We start from the raw sequence: 22,253 nt of genomic DNA, 5'->3' as shown, positions 1-22,253 counted from the left end.
TTAGGGTGCCGGTATGCGGATCAGGATCATCGACGCGTTCACCGACCGGCCGTTCGGCGGCAACCCGGCCGGGGTCGTCGTGCTGGCCACGGACACATTCCCGGACGAGGCGTGGATGCAGCGCGTCGCCGCCGAGATGAACCTGGCCGAGACCGCGTTCGCGCACCCCCGCGGCGGGCAGGACTGGGCGCTGCGCTGGTTCACGCCGCTGTGCGAGGTGAACCTGTGCGGCCACGCCACCCTGGCCATGGCGCACGCCCTGGTCGAGGACGAGCTGATCGGCGACCTGGTCGCGTTCGACAGCCGCAGCGGGGTGCTGACGGCCGCCGTCACCGGCGACGGCGCCATCACCCTGGACTTCCCGGTCTCGCCGCTGACGCCCGCCGAGCCGGTCGGGGTCGCCGAGGCGCTGGGCGCGCCGGTGCTCGCCGCGTGGGAGACCGGCCCGGCGCTGGGCGACCTGCTGGTCGAGGTCGCCGACGAGCAGACCGTCCGCGACCTGCGGCCGGACCTCGCCAGGGTCGCGGCGCTGGCCACCCGCGGGGTGATCGTCACGGCGGCCGCCGCCGACACGTCGTCCGGGTACGACTTCGTGTCGCGGTTCTTCGGCCCTGCCGTCGGCGTCCCGGAGGACCCGGTGACCGGCAGCGCCCACACCGCGCTCTCGCCGCTGTGGGCCGGGCGGCTCGGCCGCGACGACCTGGTCGGCCTGCAGGCCTCGGCCCGCTCGGGGCTGGTCCGCACCGCCCTGCGCGGCGACCGCGTCGAACTGACCGGCCGCGCCGTCACCGTCCTCGACGGCACCCTGCACGCCTGATCAGTCGACCAGTGTGAACATCCGCGGTCCCGCCGGCCCGGGTCACCGCTCGCGCCGCGTCAGCTCGGCCAGCCGCAAGTCGAGCTGACGCCGCCGATCCGGATCCGAACGTCGGGCATCTGCCTCGGCAACCGATCGCGCTATCCGCGCGTACTCGTCACGTGGCACCTGGCCGACTCCGACGGCAGCGAGCACGTTCCGCGTCGCCTCCCTGATGTGCTCGGAGGCGATGCCACCAGCCGAACCCGCGGCGGCAAAGTCATCGGGCAGGCCGATGGAATCGGCAGACATCTCCGAAGGCTATCCGGCATGACCGCCTGCCGTCATCGGGCGGCGCGCTGGCGGGCCTTCTCGCGGACCTTCTCGGGAAGCGCGTCGGCGGCCAGCAGTCGCGGCAGCAGTTCGGGCTCCAGGGTCAACGCGCGGAATGCCAGCGCGACGGTCACGTCGTGGTCCGGGCGGTGCAGCACGGTCACCGGGTCGCCTTCCCTCACCCGGCCCGGGACGATCACGCGCAGGTACGCCCCCGGCAGGGCACGCTGCGTGAACGTCTTGATCCAGCCCTGCTCGCGCATCTGGTCGGCGAACGTACGGCACGGGATGCGCGGCAGCGACACCTCCAGCACCGCCTCGTCGCCGACCTGCCACCGCTCGCCGATGCGCGCCCCGTTGACGTCGACGCCGGACGTGGTCAGGTTCTCGCCGAACACGCCGCCGGCGATGTCGCGGCCCAACTCGGCCGCCCAGCCGTCGAGGTCCTCCCGGGCGTACGCGTACACGGCCTGGTCGTCGCCGCCGTGGTGGCGCCGGTCGCAGATCTCGTCGCCGACCACACCGCTGCCCAGCCCGCCGTCCTTGGGCCCCGGCGCCCGCAACTCGACCGACCCGGCCACCGGGTGCTTGTCGATCGCGGTGACGCCGACGTCGGCGGCGTCGCAGCGCTTGGCCCTGCCCAGGTTGACGGAGAGTACGGTGCCCATCCGGCCAGCCTAGCCGCCCTCACCTGGACGGCCACCGAGTATCCTCCCCGCCATGATCCGCCCCGCTGTGCCGGCCGACGTCCCGGTGCTCATCGACCTGATCCGCGAGCTGGCCGAGTACGAGAAGGCCCCGCAGGAGGCCAAGGCGACCCCGGCGCAGCTGCACGAGGCGCTGTTCGGGCCGCACCCGGCCGCGTTCGCGCACGTGGCCGTCGACGACGAGTCCGGCGAACCGGTCGGCATGGCGCTGTGGTTCCTGAACTTCTCCACCTGGCACGGCGTGCACGGCATCTACCTGGAGGACCTGTACGTGCGCCCGGCGGCCCGAGGCAAGGGCCACGGCAAGGCCCTGCTGCGCGAGCTTGCCCGCATCTGCCGCGAACGCGGCTACACCCGCCTGCAATGGTGGGTTCTGAACTGGAACACCCCCGCGATCGACTTCTACCGGTCGATCGGCGCGAAGCCGATGTCGGACTGGACCGTCTACCGGCTCGACGGCCCGGCCCTGGCCGGCCTGGCGGACCCGCCGGGCCCGCTCAGCTGATGGGTGGCGTCGGAGCACCCCCGGTCGGGCGGCCGTTGCGAGACCTGGGCCGGTTCGCCGTCGAGCTGCTGGCCGGGCCCATCGCGGCGTACTTGAACCGCGGCAGGCCCGTCGAACGGCACACGACGGCACGGGAAGTCAGATCCGATGCGCGGGCCCGACCGCAGACACGAGACGACGCGCTGGTCAGCTGTGTGCTGCGGTTCATGGCCTGGCTGGCGATATGCGGAGTGAGCCTGCCCGCGTACATTCTCGCCGCGACGCTGCGTCCGCTGGCCCCGTCCCTGTCAGTGATCATGGTGGTGACGATCGTCAGCGGCATGTTCTCCAGCAGCTCCGCGTTCTTCCAGATCGGCCGGCTGACCCTGCTCTGGATGATCAGCATGCGCGGCTTCCCACCGGACACGTACGGGCGCCGCAAGCCGAGGGGCGAGATGGAGCGCAAGCACCATCAGATCTTCCTCCGCCAAGGGGCCCGGTCCAACCGGTTCGTCAGGTGGCTCTGCTCGCCGTCGCACCTGGACGCGGGTTTCGCCGTGCTGTGGACGCTGATGTTCGCTCCGCTGCTGATCGGGGACATCCCGTCCTGACCCGGCGGCGCACCGGCCGAGTGAACCGGGCCGTCCGAACATCGCGCGGCCGCAGCGGTCACCCGCGTGATTCGCACCCGCCCACCTGGTGTTCGACCCGGTGCCTCAGGTATTCGTCGGAGCTGGTGCGGGCTATGCGGATCGCCTCGTCGACCAGCGGGCGCAGCTCGGCCGGGTAGGCGTCGGCGGCCAGCGGCAGCATCGGCAGGATGCGGCGGCGGGCGTCGAGGTCGGGGTCGGCGAGGAACACCCGCAGCGCGGTGTGCCGCCAGACGACGGCGAGGTCGGCACACCGGTCGTCGTCGGGCTGCTGCGGCATGGCCGTGTAGTCGTCGTCGCCGAATCCGAGGTCGCGGGCCCAGTACCACGCGCCTGCCGCGCCGGCCCGTTCGGCGCTGGTGCCGTGTGCGAGCAGTTCGATAAGCGCGTGCTGCACGCGGCGCATGCCGTAGGCGGCCAGCATGGGCTTGACGAAGGTCCGGTTGGCGCTCGGGTTCGGGTCGTGGACAGTCGCACGCAGCAGCGCCTCGAACCATGCGGGCTCGGCTGGGCGGGCGAGGAACACCTGGCGCAGCGCCTCACGCGCCCGGGTCTGCGGTGTGCACCACGACGGTTCGTCCGGCGGCTGTGCACCGGTCAACACGATCAGGTCGCGCAGGCACTGTGCGAACTCCTGCTCGCCGCCGACCGGACCAGGCAGCGCCGCGAAGGATCGCGCCTGATGGGTGCTCGTGTGCTCTGCTGCCGGCATGTCGAGCAGTATCCACCCCGCTGCCGCACTCCCGTGTGTGGACGGTGACCAGGGTGTTTGACTGACGGCGGCCGATACCGAAGGCTGGCGGCCATGCTTGATCCGGGGTTGACGCTCGGCGGCCGGTACACGTTGCAGGTGCTGATCGCGCGCGGCGGCATGGGTGAGGTGTGGCGCGCCGAGGACACGGTGCTGGGCCGCCGGGTGGCGGTGAAGGTGCTGCTGCCGAACCTGGCCGTCGATCCCGGGTTCGCGGCCCGGTTCCGGGCCGAGGCGCAGGCCATGGCGGCGCTCAGCGACCCGGGCATCGTCGAGATCTACGACTACGGCCAGGCCGACGGCATCGCGTACCTGGTGATGCAGTTCGTGGAGGGCGAGTCGCTGCTGTCGCTGGTGCGCCGCGTCGGCCCGCTGGAGCCCGCGCGGGCGATGCGGCTGCTGGCCATGGCCGCCGACGCGATCCACGCCGCGCACCTGCAGGGCATCGTGCACCGCGACGTGAAACCGGCGAACCTGCTGCTGCGCCCGGGCGGGCGGCTGGCGCTGACCGACTTCGGCATCGCCCGGATCGTCGCCGCCGACCGGCTCACCGCCGCGGGCGAGATCTTCGGCACCGCGTCCTATCTGGCCCCGGAGCAGGTGACCGGTGCCGACATCGGTCCGGCGACCGATGTGTACGCCCTCGGGGTGGTCGCCTACGAGATGCTGACGCAGCGCCGCCCGTTCGCCGGGGACACCCCGCTCGCGGTGGCGCTGCAGCATGTCAACGAGCCGCCGCCGGAGCTGCCCGACGGCATTCCGGAGCCGGTCCGGGCGGTCGTCATGCGGGCGCTGGCGAAAGATCCGGCCGACCGGTGGCCGAGCGCGGCGGCCCTGTCCGCGGCTGCTTCGGCGGCGGCCGCCGAACCGGCGGGTGGTGTGGCGGCTGGGGCACGCCCTGGTCTGCCGCGTGCCGAGCCAGGGGATGCGGCGTCGGACACCCGGCGGCGGCCCGTGCTGGTCGGCACCGCGGCCGTGCTGTCGCTGGTGGCGCTCGCCGCCTTCCTCCTGTCCCGGGGTGGGGCCGAGGAGTCGCCGGCACAGGGCCCCGCGACGTCCCCCTCGGTGGCGGTCTCCGGTTCCGCGGCCCCGGCCACCACCCAGGCGGCGACGCCGGTCGCGGGTGCCACGCCGACGCACCGTGCGTCGCCCGCAGCGCCTGGCGGGACCGAGCCGTCGGACGCCCCGGTCGACCCACCCGAGCCCGCCGAGACGGCGAACCCCGCCGGATCGCCGAGCCCGCAGTCCACGAATCGCACCGTGCCCGGCATGTTCAGCTGGCGGGAGGTCGAGGTCAAGGAGGCGATGGAGCGGCTCGGGCTGGTGGCGAACATCGAGTACCGGTCGACGCTCGACCAGTGCCACGTCCTGGAGCAGAGCCCCCCGGGCGGCACGGTCGTCGCGGCAGGCTCCACCGTCGACGTGGTGATCGGCAAACCAACCGGCACCTGCAAGGTCACCTGACCGAACCGGACCCGATTCCGCGGATCTAGAAGCTTTATGGCTGCCCCAACGACCATAGAGCTTCTAGATCCGCGGCCGAGGAGCTCTGCACGGTGGTCTGCTGTCTCAGTGGGTCGCCGTGGCGAAGGCCCGCCGGGCCGCGATCCGCACCGACACGGCCCCGACCAGCAGCGCTCCGGCGGCCACGTGCAGCAGTCTCACCCCGGTCGCCGAGGGAAGCCCGGAACCGGGCAGCGACGGCACCGCGACCAGTCCCGCCAGCGCCGCCAGCGCCACCGCCGTCCAGAAGATCCGGGGCCGGTTGCGGAACGGCTCCGCACCGCCGCTGACGGCGAGCCCGGCACTGACGGCGAGCTCCGCACTGATGGCGGGACCGGTGCTGGCAACTGGTCCCGCGCTGATGGTGGGACCGGCGCTGTCGGCGGGAACTGCGTCAGCGGCGGCGGCCGTACGGCTGGCTGCGGCATGATCGTGTCCGGATCGCCGGGCGGCGCGGGCCGCGACGGTGAGGACGACGGCCGCACCGAGGACGGTGCCGGCCAGGTCGGACACCGTCCACCAGGCGATCGGGCTGACATCGGCCCAGCGCACGCCGAACACGGTGTGGATCCAGCCGTCGGTGTGGGTGATCCGGTCCCACCCGACGTGACTCGCGGCCCCGAGCAGGCACGATGCCACAGTGATCGACCAGTGGTGCCGGTGGTCGGCGAGTTCGGCGTACGCCCGCCAGGTCAAACGCCGGGTTTCGGGCAGGTGGGCGGCGATCGCGCCGATCGTGCGCCGGGTGATCCAGGTGTAGGCCAGCGCGACCGGCAGGCACCACCACAGCAGCGCGTGCCAGGCGTGGGTGTCGGCGAACAGCCGCCCGTCGGCGTCCAGCGCCAGGTAGGCGACGTCGGGCGCGACCGCCCCGGCGGCCAGTGCCACCCCGTCGAACCAGCGCGGCCGCCACAGTTTCAGCGGCAGCACCGGTGCCAGGTGCGAGGGGAACGTCAGCGGCACCGCGGGAGCATAGCCCCAGGTGAGCCGATGACCTGCACAGCCTCGACCGGGTGGCCGCGCGTGTAGCGGGCCGGCGGCGCGGGTAGACGGGCGGCATGACGAAGGATGTGGTGGCACCGCCTGGCGGGGTGATGACGGACGAGGTCGGCACCATCACCGGTGAACTGACCCTGGAGCCCAAGGTCGGCAAGGACGGCACGGTCACGCTGCGGGCGCAGTACAAGGGCGCCGAGGAGTGGTACACCGTCACCGGCGCGCAGATCAAGGTCCCCGACCCGGGCAACGGCGCGGCCGTCGACCGCGCCGCCCAGGACCTGCTCGCCCGCTTCGTCCCCTGACGATGGACGCACCGGTGGGGTCCGGGCCGGGCGAGATAGTGTGGCGATCATGCGCTATCGGGCACTGGGAAAGTCAGGGCTGGTCGTCTCGGCGGTCGGGCTGGGCTGCAACAACTTCGGGTGGCGGCTCGACCTGGACGGCACGCGTGCCGTGGTCGACGCCGCGATCGACGCGGGCATCACGTTCTTCGACACCGCGGACATCTACGGCCGGGCGACCGCGATCGGGGCGTCGGAGTCGATGCTGGGCGAGGTCCTCAAGGGACGCCGTGACCAGGTCGTGCTGGCGACCAAGTTCGGCCACCAGGGCGCGGACATGGGCTACGGCCCGGCCGCGGGAGCCAAGGGCGGGCGGGCCTACATCCGCCGGGCCGTCGAGGAGTCGCTGCGGCGGCTGAACACCGACCACATCGACCTGTACCAGCTGCACACCCCGGACCCGGTGACGCCGCTGGCGGAGACCCTGGCGGCGCTGCACGAGCTGGTCGTCGAGGGCAAGGTCCGCTACATCGGCAGCTCGCAGTTCGCGGGCTGGCAGATCGCCGACGCGGCGCGGCTGGCCGAGATCATGGGCGTGACACCGTTCGTCAGCGCGCAGAACCACTGGTCGATGCTGGAGCGCGGCAGCGAGATCGAGGTCGTGCCCGCCGCCCGGCACTTCGGGCTGGGTGTGCTGCCGTTCTTCCCCCTCGCGAACGGCCTGCTGACCGGCAAGGTGCGCCGCGGGCAGGGCGCGCCGTCGGACAGCCGGCTGGCCAAGGACCAGGCCGCCTTCATCACCGACGAGCGGCTCGACACCGTCGAGGCGCTCGCGGGCTGGGCTGAGGCCAACGGCCACGAGCTGGGCAAGGTCGCGATCGGCTGGCTGGCGGCGCAGCCGGGCTGCGGGTCGGTCATCGCCGGGGCGACCAGCCCCGCGCAGGTCGCCGCGAACGCGGCCGCCGCCGACTGGGAGCCGACCGCGGCGGAGCTCGCCGAGCTGGACAAGCTCGCACCGCTGCCGACGCTGTGACGGAGAGGGGGAGGTCCGTGGCCGAGGTCGAGGTCGTCGAGGTGCCCGAGAGCAGCCGGTACGAGGCCCGCGAGGGCGGCCGCCTGCTGGGCGTGCTGACGTACCACCGCAAGCCAGGGTCGATCGTGTTCGACCACACCGGAGTCGAGCCGGAGGCCCGCGGGCGCGGCATCGGCGCGATGCTGTGCGCGGCGGCGCTGGCCGGGGCCGCCGCCGACGACGTGCAGGTGGTGCCCCAGTGCTCGTTCGTGCGCCGCTGGGTCGAGGACAACCCGCAGTACCTGCCGCTGATCGAGCGGGCGTAAATCACTGGCAGCCTCGTGGGGCCGGCCGTTAGGCTGGCCCCACTATGGAGCTGTGACATCACCGACCGGCCTGTGACCTGAGGCGACGACGACCCGACCGCTGTGCGGGGGCGTCGCGGATGCCCGGCAGGCTTCGAAATCGAGATCCCCTCGGTGGTGTTCATGCCTGCGCAAACCCTCATCGCGACCGACCTTGTCAAGATCTTCGGCGACCGTCGTGTGCTCGACGGCGTCAGCCTCACCGTGTCCGCCGGCCGCCGCGTCGGCCTGGTCGGCGAGAACGGCGCGGGCAAGTCCACGCTGCTGCGCCTGCTCGCCGGGGCCGACAGCCCCGACTCCGGCACGGTCGTCCGCCCCGACGACCTCGGGCTGCTGCACCAGGAGCTGCCGTACTCGCCCGGCGACACCGTCGGCGACGTGCTCGCCGAGGCGCTCAAGGAGAGCCGCGAACTGCTCGCCCAGCTCGACGAGCTGGCCCGCGACCTTGGCGACGCGGACCGGCTGGACGCGTACGCCCAGGCCCTGGCCCGCGCGGAGCAGCTCGACGCGTGGGACGCCGAACGCCGCGCCGAACTCGTCATGCACGGCCTCGGCCTGGCCGACGTCGCCCGGGAACGCACCCTGGGCACCCTGTCCGGCGGCCAGCGCTCCCGGGTCGCCCTGGCCGCCCTGCTGGTACGCCGCCCCGCCGCGCTGCTGCTCGACGAGCCCACCAACCACCTCGACGAGGACGCCGTGGCGTTCGTGGAACAGCAGCTGCGGCAGCTGCCCGGCGCGGTCGTGGTCGCCAGCCACGACCGGGTCTTCCTCGACGAGGTCTGCACCGACATCGTCGACCTCGACCCCAGCGACGACGCCCCCGGCGGCCTGGTCCGCTACGGCGGCGCGTACACCGAGTACGTGCGGGCCAAACGGGAGCGGCGGGCCCGCTGGGAGCGCGCGTACGCCGACCAGCAGGACGAGCTCGCGGCGCTGCGGCTGTCCGCGGCGACCACGGCCCGGCAGGTCGCGCCCGGACGGCCGCCACGCGACGCCGACAAGATGGGCTACAAGTTCCACGGGGCCCGGGTCCAGTCGCAGGTGTCGCGGCGGGTCCGCAACGCCGAGCAGCGCCTGGCGGTGCTCGAACGCGATCCGATCCGCAGACCGCCCGCGCTGCTGCAGTTCCAGGCCCCCGCACTGACCTCCGCCGGGGCGGGCGAGGACGCCGCGCTGACCCTGCGCGACGTGCACGTGCCCGGCCGGCTGCGACTGGACCGCCTCGACCTGCCCGCCGACGGGCGGCTGCTGATCACCGGGCCTAACGGCGCGGGCAAGTCCACGCTGCTGTCGGTGCTCGCCGGGCAGCTGCGCCCCGCGCAGGGCAGCGTCACCCGCCGCCGCGGGCTGCGGGTCGGACTGCTCGCCCAGGACGACCGCTTCGACGACCCCGCGGCCACGCCCCGCGCGCTGTACGACCGCTGCCACGCCGAGACACCGCTGGTGGAGCTGGGCCTGGTCGCCCCGCGCGACCTGGACCGGCCCGTCGGCGCGCTCAGCGTCGGCCAGCGCCGCCGGGTCGCGCTGGCCCTGCTCATCGCCGACCCGCCGCACCTGCTGCTGCTCGACGAGCCGACCAACCACCTGTCCCCCGCCCTGGCCGACGAACTCGAGGACGCGCTCGGCCGGGCGCCCGGCGCGATCGTCGTCGCCAGCCACGACCGGTGGCTGCGCCGGCACTGGGCCGGGGCGCGACTGGACCTCGTCTGCTAGGAAGGTGTGAGCGCAGGTCGAGTGGACCCGCACCCAGAGGAGATGCAGTTCAGTGGTTTTCAAGAAGATGCTCGCCGCGTTCGGCGTCGGCGGACCGTCGGTGGACACCGTGCTCGCGACCCCCGTCGTACAGCCTGGGGGCACGCTCAGCGGCACCGTGCACATCAAGGGCGGCGACCATGACACGCTGATCGAATACGTCTCCGTCGGCCTGGTCACCCGGGTCGAGGTGGAGGGCCACGACAGCGAGTACGACGCGACCGTGGAGTTCCACCGGGTCCACCTGACCGGCTCGTTCACGCTGGCCGCGGGCGCGCAGCAGTCGCTGCCGTTCTCGTTCGACGTGCCCTGGGAGACCCCGGTCACCCGGTTCTACGGCACGCCGCTGCACGGCATGACGATGGGTGTGCGCACCGAGCTGTCGGTGGCCAAGGCCGTCGACAAGACCGACCTCGACCCGGTCGGCATCGAGCCGCTGCCGCTGCAGGCCGCCGTCATGGAGGCGTTCAGCCGGCTCGGCTTCCACTTCACCCGCGCCGACCTGGAGCGCGGCCGCATCCACGGGGTGCACCAGACGCTGCCGTTCTACCAGGAGATCGAGTTCCACCCGTCCCAGGCGTACGCGGGCCGTATGCGCCAGCTGGAGCTGACCTTCGTGACCAGCCCGCAGGGCATGGACGTGGTGCTGGAGTTCGACAAGCGCGGCTTCCTCGGTTCGCACGACACGTTCAGCCGCCACCACGTCAGCCACGCCGACGCGGCCACCACCGACTGGCCCACCGTCGTCGACGGCTGGATCCGCGGGGCGCTGGACCGCCACGGCTCGGGCCACGGCGGCTACGGCCACGGCGGCGGGCACGGCTTCCACGGCGGGCACGGCGGCCACCAGAGCCACCGCGGCCACGGCATGGGCGGCGTCGCCGCCGGTGCGGCCGCAGGCTTCCTCGGCGGCATGGTCGCCGGTGAGGTGGCCGAGGAGGTCTTCGACATGGACATGGACTTCGGCTTCGGCGACGAGTGACCCGACGGCCCGCACCATGACCATCCGACTTGCCAGGCACCTGTGCGTATCTTGAACCCGCTTTCGCCCAGGTGCCTGGCAAGTCCAGTGATCATGGTGCGCGTCGTTCCCGGCCCGACGCCCGTCGGCCGAGTAGCCCGCCCGGCCGACCGTGCGCCGGTGCGGCCCTGCTCGCGGGCTGCTACTGCACCGTCGCGGCCGCGTTCTGGATGAGCTTCGCGACCTGGTCGGGGTGGGAGATCATCACGACGTGGGATGCGCCGTCGACGACGACGGTCTCCTTCGAGCCGGCCCGCTGCGCCATGAACGCCTGCGCCTGGGCGGGGATGTTCTTGTCCGCCGATCCGTACACGAACCACGACGGGATGTTCTTCCACGCCGCGTTCGCCGACGCCTCGTTCAGCGCCGCCTCGGTGATCGGGCGCTGGCCCGCCGCCATCAGCGCGGCCTGCTCGGCCGGCACGTCGGCGGCGAACTGGTCGCGGAACTTCGCCTGGTCGATGAACAGGTCGTTGCCGCCACCCGGCAGCGCCACCGGCTTGGCCAGCGCCGGTCCGAGCGTGCTGCCCGGGAACTTGGCCGACAGCGCCGCCGCCGACTCGCCCACCTCGGGGGCGAACGCCGCGACGTACACCAGGGCCTTGACGTTCGGGTTGCCCTCGGCCGCGTTGGAGATCACACTGCCGCCGTACGAGTGGCCGACCAGCACGATCGGTCCGGTGATGTTCTTGAGCACGGCGGCGACCTCGGCGGCGTCGCCCTTGACGCTGCGCAGCTCGTTCGGGACGGCCACCACCGGATATCCCTGCGCCTGCAGCAGCGGGATGACCCCGTTCCAGCTCGACGCGTCCGCGAACGCGCCATGAACCAGTACGATAGTCGGTTTTGTCTGTTTCTGCGCGGCTGTGGCCGGCGTGGCCACCACCGCGAGCGCCGTGACGGCGGACAGGGCGAGCACGCCCAGGAATCTGCTGCGACCGATCATGGCCGACTCCTTCCGAACCCGGTTACGGCCCGGGGGTCGGCCACGACCCAACCTACGCCAGGCCGCCGGGGCGGCACCGGACTTCGCCGAGACCGCCCACCGCCGCCCTCGATCACCGGCCGCGCAGTCGCTATGGTTGCCGGGTGTTCAAGGCCCTCGTCTGCTTCATGCTGCTCTTCATCGCCATCGGGGCGATCGGGATGTGGCTCGCCACCCAGCGCCGCAAATCATCATGATCCACAGCACCCCCACGCCGGCCCGTGGACGCCGGTAGCCTCAGCCTGCTGCTGACCGCCGCCACCGCCGCCGGGTGGGTGGACGCCGTGGTCGGCGGCGGCGGACTGCTCCTGCTCCCGGCCCTGCTCATCGGCCTGCCCCCGCAGGTGCCGCTGGCGACCGCCCTGGGCACCAACAAGATGACCGCCATCGCCGGGACCACCAGCGCCGCGATCACCTACGCCCGGCGCACCCGCATCGACTGGCGCGTCGCCGGACCCGCCGGGGCCATCGCCGTGTTCGTGTCCGGCCTCGGCGCGTGGCTGGCCATCGAACTGACCCCGAACAAGGACGTCTACCGGCCCGTCGTGCTGGCCATCCTGGTCGCCGTGGCGCTGTTCGTCACGTTCCGCCCGAACAACGGCATCTACGCCCACCCCGAACGCCGCACCCGCGAGCGCGCCGCGCTCGCCGTCGCGCTCGCGGGCGGCGTCATCGCCCTGTACGACGGCATGATCGGCCCCGGCACCGGCACCTTCCTCGTGCTCACGTTCACCACCGTCATCGGCGCGGACTTCCTGCACGGCTCGGCCATGGCCAAGATCGTCAACGCGGGCACCAACCTCGGCGCGCTCATCGTGTTCGCCGCGGGCAATCACGTCTGGTGGCAACTCGGCGCGGCCATGGCCGTCTGCAACATCATCGGCGCGCAGCTCGGTGCCCGGATGGCCCTCAAACGCGGGTCCGGCTTCGTGCGCATCGTGCTACTCGTGGTGGTGCTCGCCCTGATCGCCCGGCTGTCCTACGACCAGTGGCTGGCCTGACCGCCACCGCTCCGCCAGCGCGTGCGCGGCGACCCGCTCGATCACCAGGCTCACCGCGGGCCAGTGCTCCCGGCCCGGCCTGGTGATCGAGAACATGCGCCGCCGCACCGGCACCCCCGGCATCGGCACGAACCGCACCCCGGGATGCTCCGGCAGGTGACCGGGCACCAGCGCCACCCCCAGATCCGCCGACACCAGGTCCAGCACCAGATCCATGCTGTCCGCCCGATGTTCGATCATCGGCTGGTACGCCGCCAGCGCGCACACCCGCACCGCCAGCTCGTCGTCGGCCGGACCGCGCGAGTTCACCACCCACGACTGCCCCGCCAGCGCGCACAGCCGCCCCGGCTCGTCGATCCGCTCCGGCAGATCCCGCTCCGCCGGCACCGCCAGCACCATCGGCGTCTCGCACAGCTGGCGCACCGTGTACCCGTCCCACCCGCGCGGCACCAGGTCGTAGTCGTACACGAAACCCAGGTCGACGCGGTCCTCCCCCAGCAGGCGCAGCACCTCCGGCGGCTCCTGCTCCTGCAGCAGCAGCTGCAACCCCGGAAACGACACCGCCAGCTCCCGCACCACCGGGATCAGGTCCCCCGAAAGCACCGACGCGTACGCCGCCACGTGCACCGCCCCGCCCGGCTCCCCGCCCCGCGCCAGCGCCGCGCGGGCCGCGTCCACCGCCGCCAGGATCGGCCGCGCGTGCGTCACCAGCCGGCGCCCCGCCGGAGTCAGCCGGACCGTCCGCCCCGTGCGCTCGACCAGCGGCGCGCCCACCTCCCGGGTCAGCGTGGCCAACTGCTGCGACACCGCCGACGTGCCATACCCGGTGGCCTCGGCGACCGCGCGCAGTGTGCCCCGGTCCGACAGCTCGACGAGCACGCGCAGCAGCCTGGTGTCCACGCCTCCATCATCCGCGAATCGCGGACGGTCCATCCGCAGACCCGTGGTGGACGGCATGATCTTCATCCGGTGACATGGAGTGGTGACCGCAGTCGACATCGCCACCAGCACCACCCGCCGCCAGAGCACCGCCCCCGCCATCGGGCTGATCATGGGGTCGATGCTCTCCGTGCAGGTCGGCGCGGCCGCCTCCACTCGCCTGTTCGACGACATCGGCCCCGCCGGCACCGCCTGGCTGCGCGGCTGCTGGGCCGCGCTCGCCTTCGTGCTCATCGCCCGCCCCTCGCCGCGCTGGCTGCGCGCCCAGTCCCGCCACGACCTGCTCAGCGCGATCGGCCTCGGCGTCGTCAGCGCCGCCATGAGCGTCGCCTTCTTCGAATCCATCGCCCGCATCCCGCTGGCCACCGCCGTCGCCCTGGAGTTCCTCGGCCCGCTGTCGCTGGCGGTGCTGCGCCGCACCGGCCGCTGGGGCCTGCTCTGGCCCGCGCTCGCCCTGGCCGGCGTACTCGCGCTGACCCGGCCCTGGCTCGGCGACATCAACCTCACCGGCGTCGCGCTCGCCCTCGTCGCCGCCGCGGGCTGGGCCGGCTACATCGTGCTCACCCAGCGCGTCGGCGACAGCTTCAGCGGCGTCAAAGGCCTCGCCATCGCCATGCCCGTATCGGCCGTCGCCGCCGCCGCCATCGGCGCACCCCAGGCCCTGCCGAACCTGACCTGGGCCGTCCTCGTCCAGGCCGCCTGGCTGGCCCTGCTCCTGCCGGTGCTCCCGTTCGCCCTGGAACTGCTCGCCCTGCGCCGCCTCACCGTCGCCGCCTTCGGCACCCTGATGTGCCTGGAACCCGCGTTCGCCCTGCTCGTCGGCGCGACCGTGCTCCACCAGACCCCGCACCCGCTCCAGGTCGCCGGCGTCGCCTTCGTCATCGCCGCCGGCATCGGCGCCCAACGCTCCGGCCACCGCTGAGAACGAAGGAAGGGCACCTTCACAACGCTCCGCGTTGTAGAAGGTGCCCTTCCTAACCATTCACCGCCGCAAGCAGCGGTTATGGAGCTGCGGTCAGGGTCTGCTCGCGGTCGGCGGCGAGTTGGGCCAGGCGGGCCCGGACGCCGGCGTGACGCCCATCGAGCTGCTCACCGATCCGGCCGACCTGCTCATCGCACTGCTTCGCGCCGACTAGCGCCTGCTTGATCCGGTCGCGTACGGCCAGGTCGGTGAAGATGTTGTCGAACCAGACATCCAGGAAACGGGTCAGCCCGCTGATGGTCAGCGCGGCCGCCGCACCGCCTCCCGGCACGTCGGCCAGTTCGGCGTTCAGCACGGCGATGCGCTGGTCGGCCAGGGCCGCCGCCTTCGCCGCCTCGTCGAGCCGGTCGTGCTTGATCGCGCTGCTGATCATCCCGCCGCCGAAGAACGTGTCGTACGTCGACCAGCCGTCGGCGCTGTCGAGCAGCTTGCGCAGGTCGTGCAGGGCCTTCGACGCTGCCGCCGCCGCGTGCTGGGCCTCGCGGATCTCTTTCAGCTCCGCTTCGGCCACACCGCGCGCCTCGGCGAGGTCGAGCAGCCGCCGGGCGCGGTCACCACCGCCGGCCGCCAGAACCCGCTCCTTCTCGTCGAGCATCGCCGCATACCGGCCCGGCGCGTCCTCCAGGGCCGTCAACCGGGCGGCGACCCCGTCGAGTTCCCGGCGCAGGGCGCCCTCGTCGGCTTCGGCACGGGCCAGCCGGTATGCCGCCGCGTCGGCCTCGGCCCGCTCCCGCGCGATCGCGTCGTGGCGGGTGCCGCGCAGCGCCGCGATCACCCGGGTGAGGGTGACCGTCTCCAGGCGTACGACGTCGCGGGCCTCCCGCGCGTGGGCCTGCGTCAGCTCCCGCACCAGCGTCTCGGCCTGCCCGATCAGCCGCAGCAGTTCGCGATGCCGGACGGCGGCGGCCTGCCGCTCGCGGTGCGCCTCGGCCGCGGCCGCCAGCCGCGCTTCCATGTCCCCGTCTGCCATGACCCACATTGCAGCAGCCCCAGGCAAGGGCCTGGCCCAGGCGCGTGACCCGGAGCAGCCGTGATCGGTCGCCCGGCGGCGTCCCGGGGGCGTCACTCCGGCTACGCGATCCTAGGACGCTAGGCTGAGCGCGGGCGCTGGCAGGCGGCCGCCCCGGTGGTCCACACTGGATCTCTGCCGAGCCCGCCGGACGAGGGAGTGGACCATCAACACCGTGCCGAGTGTGTCCGAGACGCTCCCCGGGGCCCGCGCGGCGATCCTGGCCCGGCTGTGGGGCGCGCTGGTGCGCGAGCCGCTGCCCGGCGTCGAGCGCCAGGTGTACGGCGGCGACGTCCGGGTCACCCTCGCCGGAGGCAAGCGGGTGATCGGTTCCGCCGCCATGGCCGAACCCTTCGCCGTGCCGCCCGAGGGCCTTCGCGTCGTCACCGACGCCGGCGCCTTCGACGACCCGGTCGAGCTGCTGCGAGCGCTGAACCTGCCCGGTGACGGCGCACGCCTGACCGCGGAGGTCGCCGACAGCGTCGCCGGGCTCGCCCTGGCCCGCGCCGACCAGCCCTACCGGCCCGGCGGTGAGCCGACGCTGACCGTCCTGGCCGGACGGCCCGACGGGCTGGCGCTGCTGGAGCAGTCCGTCGTGGACGGCCACCCGCTGCACCCGTGCTGCCGCACCCGGCTGGGCATGTCCCAGGCCGAGGTGCTGCGCTACGCCCCCGAGCACCGGCCCACGGTCGAGCTGGAGGTGTTCACCGTGCCGGCCAAGCGCTGGCTGACCACCGGCGCGGGCCTCGCGCCGCGGCTGCCGGTGCACCCGTGGCAGCGCGAGCACGTGCTGTCGGCGTACCCCTTCCTCAAACCCGACGGCGCGCGGATCGCGGCCAAACCGCTGATGTCGCTGCGCACCCTGGCCGCGGCCGCCGACCCGACGCGGCACTACAAGACCGCGGTCGACGTGCAGATGACCAGCGCGGTGCGGATCGTCTCCCCCGCCGCGGTGCGCAACGGCCCGGTCGTGTCGAAGCTGCTGGCCGTCGTCGCCGCGGACCTCGGGCTGCAGGTGTGGCCCGAACTGGCCGCGGGCGCGGTGCTGGACACCGATGGCACGCCGCTGCGCAGCCTGGCCGTGGTGGTGCGGCGCGCCCCGAAGCCCGGCCCGAACGAGGTGATCCTGCCGGTCGCGGCGCTGGCCGCCCCGTCCCCGGCGGACGGCCGCCCGCTGATCCGGGAAGCGGTCCTGCTCGGCTACGGCGGCCACCCGGCCGGTTTGCTCGCCGACCTGGCCGCGCTGATCGTGCCGACGCTGCTGACCCTGCTGCACCGTGGCGTCGCGCTGGAGGCGCACGGGCAGAACCTGCTGGTCACGCTCACCCACGGGCGGCCGACCGGGCTGTCCTACCGCGACGTCGGCGGGGTGCGGCTGAGCCCCGAGCGGCTGCGCCGCCACGGCGTGGACGTGCCCCGCCTACACGGCGACCTGGCCAGCGACGACCCGGCCCAGCTGCGGGCCAAGGCGCTGGGCTCGGGCCTGGCGGTGGCGCTCGGCGAGCCCATCGCGGTGCTGTCCCGCGAGTACGGCATCGAGCCGCGGCAGTTGTGGCGGCTGGTCCGCGACCGGGTGGAGCAGACGTACGACAACCTGCCGCCGTCGGCGGCCGCGGACGCGCGCTCGGTGCTCGGCGACCCGCTGCCGCTGAAGGCGACGACCGCGATGCGGCTGGCCGACGACCCGCTCGACGACGCCTGGGCGCAGCTGCCCAACCCGCTGGCCGCGTGATGCGCCCGCTCGCCGACCCCATCGCCGCCGAGCTGGCGGACCTGGCCCCGCAGCTGCTGGCCGGCTACTTCGACGCGCTGCCGCAGGCCCGGGTCACCGTGGCGACCCGGCTGGCCGAGGCGCTGTGGCGCGAGGACCTCGGCGACGCGCGCGCCCGCTTCCACGGCGAACGGCACGGCTTCGACCGGGTGCTGCTCGGCCCGGTGGACGTCGACCCGGTCACCCTGGTCACCCACGAGGGCCTGCGCGCGGAGCTGGACAGCGCGGTGCACGGGCTGGCGCTGGCGTACGCCCGCCGGGCGACGATAGACCCCGGTCACCGGGCCGCGGCGACCGTCGCGGGCGCCGCCGACATGCTCGCGCTGCTCGACGGCACCGCGCCCGACGAGCGCACCGCCCGGCTGGAGCAGCTCGCGGTCGAGGGGCACAACCTGCACCCGTGCGGGCGCACCCGGCTGGGGTGGGGCACCGGCGACCTGATCGCGCACGACCTGGAGAGCGAGTCGACCGCGATCGGCTTCCTGGCCGTGCCCCGGGAGCTGGCGCTGGGCGACGACCTGTCCGAGCGGCTGGGCGTGCCGGCTCCCGGCGGGCGGCGGCTGCTGCCGGTGCACATCTGGCAGTTGCGGCACCTCACCGGCCGGCACCCGGCGCTGTTCGCCGACGGCACGCTGCGGGTGCTCGACGAGGTGCTGCCCGCGCGGCCGACCGCCGCGCTGCGCACCGTGCTGCCGCCGGGGTCGACGTACCTGAAGCTGTCGCTGGACATCCAGGTCACCTCGACCCGGCGCAGCATCTCCATCGCCTCCACCCGCAACGGCCCCGCGCTGAGCGAGGTGCTGGCCCGGCTGCTGGAGCTGGTGCCGGGCGGCGACCGGGTGCTGCTGATGGCAGAGCCCGCGGGCGTCGCCGGACTGCTGGCGGACGGCCGCCAGCTCAGCACGATCGTGCGCGACGGGCTGGGCGGCCGGCTGGCCGCCGACGAGCAGCCGGTCCCGGCGAGCTCGCTGGCCGCCGTCGACCCGGTCACCGGGCGCACGCTGCTGGCCGGGGTCGTCGACCGGTACGCGGACACCCGTGCGCCGGCGGACCCGAGGGCGGCCGCGTCGGGCTTCCTGCGGGAGTACGCCGCGCTGCTGCTGCCGCCGGTGCTGGCGCTGGCCGCCCGGCACGGCATCGGCCTGGAGGCGCACCTGCAGAACTGTGTGCCGACCTTCCGGCACGGCGTCCCGCACCGGCTCGCCCTGCGGGACCTGGCCGGGCTGCGCGTGCACCACCCGCGGCTGGCGGCTTCCGGGGCCCGACTGCAGCTGTGGCCCGGCTCGGTGATCGGCACCGAGGACGAGACGGTGCTGCTGTCGAAGGTGGCGTACACCGCGTTCCAGGCGCACCTGGGCGAGCTGGTGCTGCGGCTGGGGCAGTCGCACGGCCTGGCCGCCGACGCCGCCTGGCGGATCGTGCGCGAGGTCGTGGACGAGAGCCTGGCCGGGCATCCCGACCACGCCTTCTACACGGCCGCGACGGTGCCGCACAAGGCGCTGACCCGGATGCGCCTGGTCGGCGCGGGCGACCTCTACGTCCCGGTGCAGAATCCGCTGTATGCCCTCTGATCAGCGCTCCCCGCACCGCGACCCCCGCCGGACGGCTCCCTCGTCCGGCGGGGCCGCATCCGTCCCGGAAGTGTCCGGATCATGGACACCCGGGATGACGGACGCGGCTCCGGCAGGCCCGCACGGGGTCCCGGAGCGGATCGCGGCGGCGTTGCGCGGCCTCGACGGGCCGGTCTGCGCCTACGTCTACGACCCCGGCGTGCTGCGGGCGCGAGTCGGTGAGCTGCGGCGGGCGCTGCCCGGGGTGACCGTCTGCTACGCGGTGAAGGCCAACGGGCACCCGGCGATCGTCGGCGCGGCCGCCGACGCCTGCGACGGGCTGGAGGTCGCGTCCGGCGGCGAGCTGGCCCTGGCCGAGGCGGCCGGGGCACGCCGGATCGTGTTCGGCGGCCCGGCCAAGACCGACGCCGAGCTGGCGTACGCGCTGCGCCTGAGCGCGGCCGCGGACGTGACCGTGAACGTGGAGAGCGTGCACGAGCTGCGCCGGCTGAGCCTGCTCGCCCAGCGGGCGGGCACGACCGCGACGATCACGCTGCGGGTCAACCGCGCCGACGCCGGGCTGCCCGGCACGCACGCGATGACCGGCGCGCCGACCCCGTTCGGCGTCGAAAAGGCGCAGCTGCCGGAGGCGGTCGCGCTGGCCCGCTCGCTACCCGGCCTGGACCTGGCCGGGTGGCACCTGCACGCGGTCTCCAACAACCTCGACGCCGCCGCGCACTCGGCCTTCCTCGCCGAAGCGCTGCGCTGGTCGGCAGCCACCTCGCGGCGGCTGGGCGTGCCGCTGCGCGCGGTGAACGCGGGCGGCGGCTTCGGCGTCGACTACGCCGGTGACGCGGTGTTCGCGCTGGACGAGCTGCGGGTGAGCGTGCCGGACGGGGTCGAGCTGGTCGTCGAGCCGGGACGGTGGCTGGCCGCGGACGCGGGCTGGTACGCCGCCGAGGTGCTCGACCTCAAGCGCACCCACGGCCGCTGGTTCGCGGTGCTGCGCGGCGGCACGCACCACTTCCGGCTGCCCGCGGCCTGGGGGTACGACCACCCGTTCACGGCGCTGCCGGTGGACCGGTGGGAGTACCCGTGGCCGCGGCCGGAGGTCGCCGGGGTGGCGGTGGACGCCGTCGGCGAGCTGTGCACGCCCCGCGACGTGCTCTGCCGGGGCCGGCGCGTGGACCGGCTGCGGGTCGGTGACCTGCTGGTGTTCGGCCGGACCGGGGCGTACGGCTGGGACATCTCGCACCACGCGTTCCTGCGGCATCCGGAGCCGGATTTCCTCGTCATCTGACCGCGCAGAGTGACCCCGCGATCTACCCAGCGAATCGGATGATCACGAGATGGTCCGCCCTGTTCGACCTGGCTTGACAAGGTCCTAGACTGTGCCGGTTCCACCACGAGTTGTGGTGCGCAACACCCCCCTCTCACCCCCCTCGACACCCCTCGAAAGCGGAGGCCCCGATGCCGAACGGCCGTAGTTCCACGGTCCGATCGCACCGGCGCGGTGGTGGCCGTCGCCGCAGCATCGCACCGTGGATCGTCATCCCGACGGCGCTCGTGCTGATCGGTTCCGGTGCGACCATCGGCTACGTGTACGTCATCAAGGACTCGTGCAGCGGCAGCACCCAGGCCACTGTCGTGGCCGAACCGGGAACCGCCAACCTGCTGCGCGCGCTGGCCGGCAAGTGGGCCGAGACCAACCCGTCGGTCGACGGTGTCTGTGCCTCGGTGACGATCGGCGAGCAGGACACCGCCGCGACCGTACGCGCGCTGACCCGCGAATGGGACACGGCCGTCTCCGGCCCGGCGCCCGACGTGTGGGTCCCACCGTCCAGCGCCTGGGTGAAGGCGGCCGCCGCCACCAGCGAGGCAGCCGACAAGGTCCTGCCGGACCGGCTGCCGAGCGTGGCGCGGACGCCCGTGGTCATCGCCATGCCGCAGGCCGCGGCCGAGAAACTCGGCTGGCCCGACGCGAAGCTCGACTGGAAGGACCTGCTCGACAAGCTCGCCAAGGACAGCTCCGTCAAGGTCGGCATGAGCGACCCCGCGGCGTCCACGGCCGGCCTGCTCGCACTGTCGGCGATCATCGACGCCGACGACAACACCGAGGTCGACCCGGAGGAGCTGGGCCGCGTCTTCGCGCTGGAGCAGCGCATGGCGCTCTACAAGACGACCACCGAGGAGCTGTTCGCCGAGTACGTCAGCGGCGGCGGCAAGACGGTGAACGCGTTCCCCGCCCTGGAGCAGGACGTGGTGCGGCACAACGCCGAGCACCCCGACCTGCCGCTGGTGGCCGTCTACCCGCAGAACGCCACCACCGAGGCCGACAACCCGTACCTGGTGCTCAAGAACGCTGCCTGGACCACCCCGGAGCGCTCCGCCGCGGCCGAGGCGTTCCTGAGCTACCTGCGCGGCGACGCTGCCCGCGGTGAGGTGCAGAAGCAGGGCTACCGCGACTCCAACCGCCAGCCCGGTCCGCAGCTGTCCCCCGCCAACGGCGTGATCAGCAAGCTCACCGCCCTGCCGGGCGGCGTGCTGCTCACCGAGTCGATCACCAAGACGACGGAGACCTGGACGGCGCTCACCCGCCCCACCAACATGCTGCTGGTGCTCGACGTGTCGGGCTCCATGGGCGGTGTGGTGCGGGGCACCGGCGGCCAGACCAAGCTCGACCTGACCAAGGCGGGCGCGCAGGAAGCCGTCGACATGTTCGGCGACGACGCGCAGGTCGGCCTGTGGAGCTTCTCCTCCAAGCAGACCGGCAACCGGGCGTACAAGGAACTGGTGCCGCTGGGCAAGATGACCGAGGAGGTCTCGGGCAAGCCCCGCCGCGACCAGCTCACGTCGAAGCTCAAGGCCCTGGAGCCGGGCGGCGCCACGGGCATGTACGACACGGTCTGGGCGGCGTACCAGAACATGCAGAAGAACTACGTGCCGGGCGCGACGAACATGATCGTGCTGCTGTCCGACGGTGCGGACGACGACCAGTTGGCGGGCCTCAAGCTCGAGCAGCTGATCGAGAAGATCAACGGCGCGGACAAGGAGCGGCCGGTCAAGGTCGTCACCATCGCCCTGGGCAAGCCGTCCAACAGCGAGGCCCTCGCCAAGATCTCGGCCGCCACGAAGGTCAGCACGTACAGCTCCGAGCGCTCGTACGACATCGGCAACGTGCTGCGCGCCGCCATCTTCGACTTCCAGTGACGGTCGCCCCACCCGCATGACCGAGCCGCGCCGGCGTCCGCCCCCTCCTCGGAGGCGCTCGCCGGCGCGGCCTCGTTTCACATAGACGTGTGGGGGTAGCTGCGGAAGACCGCCCCCGGGAAAAGAAACCGTAAGGCCACAGCACAATAAGG

21 protein-coding genes and 1 pseudogene are annotated in these 22,253 nt (G+C 73.4%); 15 read left to right on the top strand and 7 right to left on the bottom strand.

Annotated features, from left to right (window positions below; all coding sequences use genetic code 11):
- Positions 1-13 precede the first annotated feature (13 nt).
- The gene (locus AB0B66_RS39680) at positions 14-817 is read left to right on the top strand and encodes a PhzF family phenazine biosynthesis protein (RefSeq protein ID WP_360540089.1); all 804 of its coding nucleotides are present in this window, start codon (positions 14-16) and stop codon (positions 815-817) included.
- Positions 818-859: 42 nt separating this feature from the next.
- Here AB0B66_RS39680 and AB0B66_RS39675 read toward each other — a convergent pair whose 3' ends face one another.
- Both AB0B66_RS39675 and AB0B66_RS39670 read right to left on the bottom strand, forming a co-directional pair.
- Positions 860-1,108: a hypothetical protein gene (locus AB0B66_RS39675; protein ID WP_360540087.1), complete on the bottom strand. Its 249-nt coding sequence runs from the start codon at positions 1,106-1,108 to the stop codon at positions 860-862.
- 32 nt (positions 1,109-1,140) lie between these two features.
- Positions 1,141-1,797, bottom strand: coding sequence for an MOSC domain-containing protein (locus tag AB0B66_RS39670; RefSeq protein ID WP_360540085.1), 657 nt, complete (start codon positions 1,795-1,797; stop codon positions 1,141-1,143).
- Positions 1,798-1,849: 52 nt separating this feature from the next.
- Between AB0B66_RS39670 and AB0B66_RS39665 the strand changes: the two genes are divergently transcribed.
- On the top strand, positions 1,850-2,341 hold the full coding sequence (locus AB0B66_RS39665) for a GNAT family N-acetyltransferase (protein ID WP_360540083.1): 492 nt from the start codon (positions 1,850-1,852) through the stop codon (positions 2,339-2,341).
- On the top strand, positions 2,341-2,931 hold the full coding sequence (locus AB0B66_RS39660; protein WP_360540081.1) for a hypothetical protein: 591 nt from the start codon (positions 2,341-2,343) through the stop codon (positions 2,929-2,931). The genes AB0B66_RS39665 and AB0B66_RS39660 overlap by 1 nt, the downstream gene beginning before the upstream one ends.
- A 58-nt stretch (positions 2,932-2,989) precedes the next feature.
- Here AB0B66_RS39660 and AB0B66_RS39655 read toward each other — a convergent pair whose 3' ends face one another.
- Complete coding sequence (locus AB0B66_RS39655) at positions 2,990-3,682, bottom strand: hypothetical protein (RefSeq protein WP_360540079.1); 693 nt, start codon at positions 3,680-3,682, stop codon at positions 2,990-2,992.
- A 93-nt stretch (positions 3,683-3,775) separates the two neighbouring features.
- Here AB0B66_RS39655 and AB0B66_RS39650 point away from each other — a divergent pair, with 93 nt between their 5' ends.
- Positions 3,776-5,185, top strand: coding sequence for a protein kinase (locus AB0B66_RS39650; RefSeq protein ID WP_360540077.1), 1,410 nt, complete (start codon positions 3,776-3,778; stop codon positions 5,183-5,185).
- Positions 5,186-5,290: 105 nt separating this feature from the next.
- On the opposite strand, the gene AB0B66_RS39645 is transcribed toward AB0B66_RS39650, so the two are convergent.
- Complete coding sequence (locus AB0B66_RS39645) at positions 5,291-6,187, bottom strand: DUF4184 family protein (RefSeq protein WP_360540075.1); 897 nt, start codon at positions 6,185-6,187, stop codon at positions 5,291-5,293.
- Positions 6,188-6,285: 98 nt separating this feature from the next.
- Here AB0B66_RS39645 and AB0B66_RS39640 point away from each other — a divergent pair.
- From AB0B66_RS39640 to AB0B66_RS39620, 5 genes and pseudogenes are all read left to right on the top strand, one after another.
- Positions 6,286-6,525: pseudogene (locus tag AB0B66_RS39640) on the top strand (hypothetical protein); the annotation flags it as partial.
- A 49-nt stretch (positions 6,526-6,574) separates the two neighbouring features.
- Positions 6,575-7,537, top strand: a complete 963-nt coding sequence (locus AB0B66_RS39635; RefSeq protein ID WP_360540073.1) for an aldo/keto reductase — start codon at positions 6,575-6,577, stop codon at positions 7,535-7,537.
- A gap of 17 nt (positions 7,538-7,554) precedes the next feature.
- On the top strand, positions 7,555-7,842 hold the full coding sequence (locus AB0B66_RS39630) for a GNAT family N-acetyltransferase (protein ID WP_360540071.1): 288 nt from the start codon (positions 7,555-7,557) through the stop codon (positions 7,840-7,842).
- A 162-nt stretch (positions 7,843-8,004) separates the two neighbouring features.
- Positions 8,005-9,594, top strand: coding sequence for an ABC-F family ATP-binding cassette domain-containing protein (locus tag AB0B66_RS39625; protein WP_360540069.1), 1,590 nt, complete (start codon positions 8,005-8,007; stop codon positions 9,592-9,594).
- A 52-nt stretch (positions 9,595-9,646) separates the two neighbouring features.
- Positions 9,647-10,615 carry a sporulation protein gene (locus tag AB0B66_RS39620; protein WP_360540067.1) on the top strand — a complete coding sequence of 323 codons (969 nt, stop codon included), beginning with the start codon at positions 9,647-9,649 and terminating at the stop codon, positions 10,613-10,615.
- A gap of 181 nt (positions 10,616-10,796) precedes the next feature.
- Here AB0B66_RS39620 and AB0B66_RS39615 read toward each other — a convergent pair whose 3' ends face one another.
- Positions 10,797-11,600: an alpha/beta hydrolase gene (locus tag AB0B66_RS39615; RefSeq protein WP_360540065.1), complete on the bottom strand. Its 804-nt coding sequence runs from the start codon at positions 11,598-11,600 to the stop codon at positions 10,797-10,799.
- Between the two features lie 260 nt (positions 11,601-11,860).
- Here AB0B66_RS39615 and AB0B66_RS39610 point away from each other — a divergent pair, with 260 nt between their 5' ends.
- Positions 11,861-12,640: a TSUP family transporter gene (locus AB0B66_RS39610; RefSeq protein WP_360540063.1), complete on the top strand. Its 780-nt coding sequence runs from the start codon at positions 11,861-11,863 to the stop codon at positions 12,638-12,640.
- On the opposite strand, the gene AB0B66_RS39605 is transcribed toward AB0B66_RS39610, so the two are convergent.
- Positions 12,581-13,540: a LysR family transcriptional regulator gene (locus tag AB0B66_RS39605; protein ID WP_360540061.1), complete on the bottom strand. Its 960-nt coding sequence runs from the start codon at positions 13,538-13,540 to the stop codon at positions 12,581-12,583. The genes AB0B66_RS39610 and AB0B66_RS39605 overlap by 60 nt on opposite strands.
- An 82-nt stretch (positions 13,541-13,622) precedes the next feature.
- Between AB0B66_RS39605 and AB0B66_RS39600 the strand changes: the two genes are divergently transcribed.
- Entirely contained in the window at positions 13,623-14,501 is an 879-nt protein-coding gene (locus AB0B66_RS39600; protein WP_360540059.1) for an EamA family transporter, read from the top strand.
- A 79-nt stretch (positions 14,502-14,580) separates the two neighbouring features.
- Here AB0B66_RS39600 and AB0B66_RS39595 read toward each other — a convergent pair whose 3' ends face one another.
- Positions 14,581-15,531 carry a hypothetical protein gene (locus tag AB0B66_RS39595; RefSeq protein WP_360540058.1) on the bottom strand — a complete coding sequence of 317 codons (951 nt, stop codon included), beginning with the start codon at positions 15,529-15,531 and terminating at the stop codon, positions 14,581-14,583.
- Positions 15,532-15,754: 223 nt separating this feature from the next.
- Between AB0B66_RS39595 and AB0B66_RS39590 the strand changes: the two genes are divergently transcribed.
- From AB0B66_RS39590 to AB0B66_RS39575, 4 genes are all read left to right on the top strand, one after another.
- Entirely contained in the window at positions 15,755-17,302 is a 1,548-nt protein-coding gene (locus AB0B66_RS39590) for an IucA/IucC family protein (RefSeq protein WP_360540056.1), read from the top strand.
- Positions 17,302-18,912: an IucA/IucC family protein gene (locus AB0B66_RS39585; protein WP_360540157.1), complete on the top strand. Its 1,611-nt coding sequence runs from the start codon at positions 17,302-17,304 to the stop codon at positions 18,910-18,912. The genes AB0B66_RS39590 and AB0B66_RS39585 overlap by 1 nt, the downstream gene beginning before the upstream one ends.
- Positions 18,913-19,006: 94 nt before the next feature.
- Positions 19,007-20,191: an alanine racemase gene (locus tag AB0B66_RS39580; RefSeq protein WP_360540054.1), complete on the top strand. Its 1,185-nt coding sequence runs from the start codon at positions 19,007-19,009 to the stop codon at positions 20,189-20,191.
- A gap of 170 nt (positions 20,192-20,361) precedes the next feature.
- Positions 20,362-22,101, top strand: coding sequence for a substrate-binding and VWA domain-containing protein (locus AB0B66_RS39575; protein WP_360540052.1), 1,740 nt, complete (start codon positions 20,362-20,364; stop codon positions 22,099-22,101).
- The last annotated feature ends 152 nt before the right edge of the window (positions 22,102-22,253 follow it).

The organism is Catellatospora sp. NPDC049111, from assembly GCF_040648615.1.
GTDB classification, from domain to species: Bacteria; Actinomycetota; Actinomycetes; order Mycobacteriales; family Micromonosporaceae; genus Catellatospora; species Catellatospora aurea.
Note: the sequence above shows the minus strand (reverse complement) of the source record. Positions and strands in the feature narration are given on the sequence as shown.

Bases quoted from the DNA above. Each gene is read 5' to 3' on its own strand.
- AB0B66_RS39680 (WP_360540089.1), top strand. From the start codon at position 14: ATGCGGATCAGGATCATCGACGCGTTCACCGACCGGCCGTTCGGCGGC.
- AB0B66_RS39675 (WP_360540087.1), bottom strand. From the start codon at position 1,108: ATGTCTGCCGATTCCATCGGCCTGCCCGATGACTTTGCCGCCGCGGGT.
- AB0B66_RS39670 (WP_360540085.1), bottom strand. From the start codon at position 1,797: ATGGGCACCGTACTCTCCGTCAACCTGGGCAGGGCCAAGCGCTGCGAC.
- AB0B66_RS39665 (WP_360540083.1), top strand. From the start codon at position 1,850: ATGATCCGCCCCGCTGTGCCGGCCGACGTCCCGGTGCTCATCGACCTG.
- AB0B66_RS39660 (WP_360540081.1), top strand. From the start codon at position 2,341: ATGGGTGGCGTCGGAGCACCCCCGGTCGGGCGGCCGTTGCGAGACCTG.
- AB0B66_RS39655 (WP_360540079.1), bottom strand. From the start codon at position 3,682: ATGCCGGCAGCAGAGCACACGAGCACCCATCAGGCGCGATCCTTCGCG.
- AB0B66_RS39650 (WP_360540077.1), top strand. From the start codon at position 3,776: ATGCTTGATCCGGGGTTGACGCTCGGCGGCCGGTACACGTTGCAGGTG.
- AB0B66_RS39635 (WP_360540073.1), top strand. From the start codon at position 6,575: ATGCGCTATCGGGCACTGGGAAAGTCAGGGCTGGTCGTCTCGGCGGTC.
- AB0B66_RS39625 (WP_360540069.1), top strand. From the start codon at position 8,005: ATGCCTGCGCAAACCCTCATCGCGACCGACCTTGTCAAGATCTTCGGC.
- AB0B66_RS39615 (WP_360540065.1), bottom strand. From the start codon at position 11,600: ATGATCGGTCGCAGCAGATTCCTGGGCGTGCTCGCCCTGTCCGCCGTC.
- AB0B66_RS39595 (WP_360540058.1), bottom strand. From the start codon at position 15,531: ATGGCAGACGGGGACATGGAAGCGCGGCTGGCGGCCGCGGCCGAGGCG.
- AB0B66_RS39585 (WP_360540157.1), top strand. From the start codon at position 17,302: ATGCGCCCGCTCGCCGACCCCATCGCCGCCGAGCTGGCGGACCTGGCC.
- AB0B66_RS39580 (WP_360540054.1), top strand. From the start codon at position 19,007: ATGACGGACGCGGCTCCGGCAGGCCCGCACGGGGTCCCGGAGCGGATC.
- AB0B66_RS39575 (WP_360540052.1), top strand. From the start codon at position 20,362: ATGCCGAACGGCCGTAGTTCCACGGTCCGATCGCACCGGCGCGGTGGT.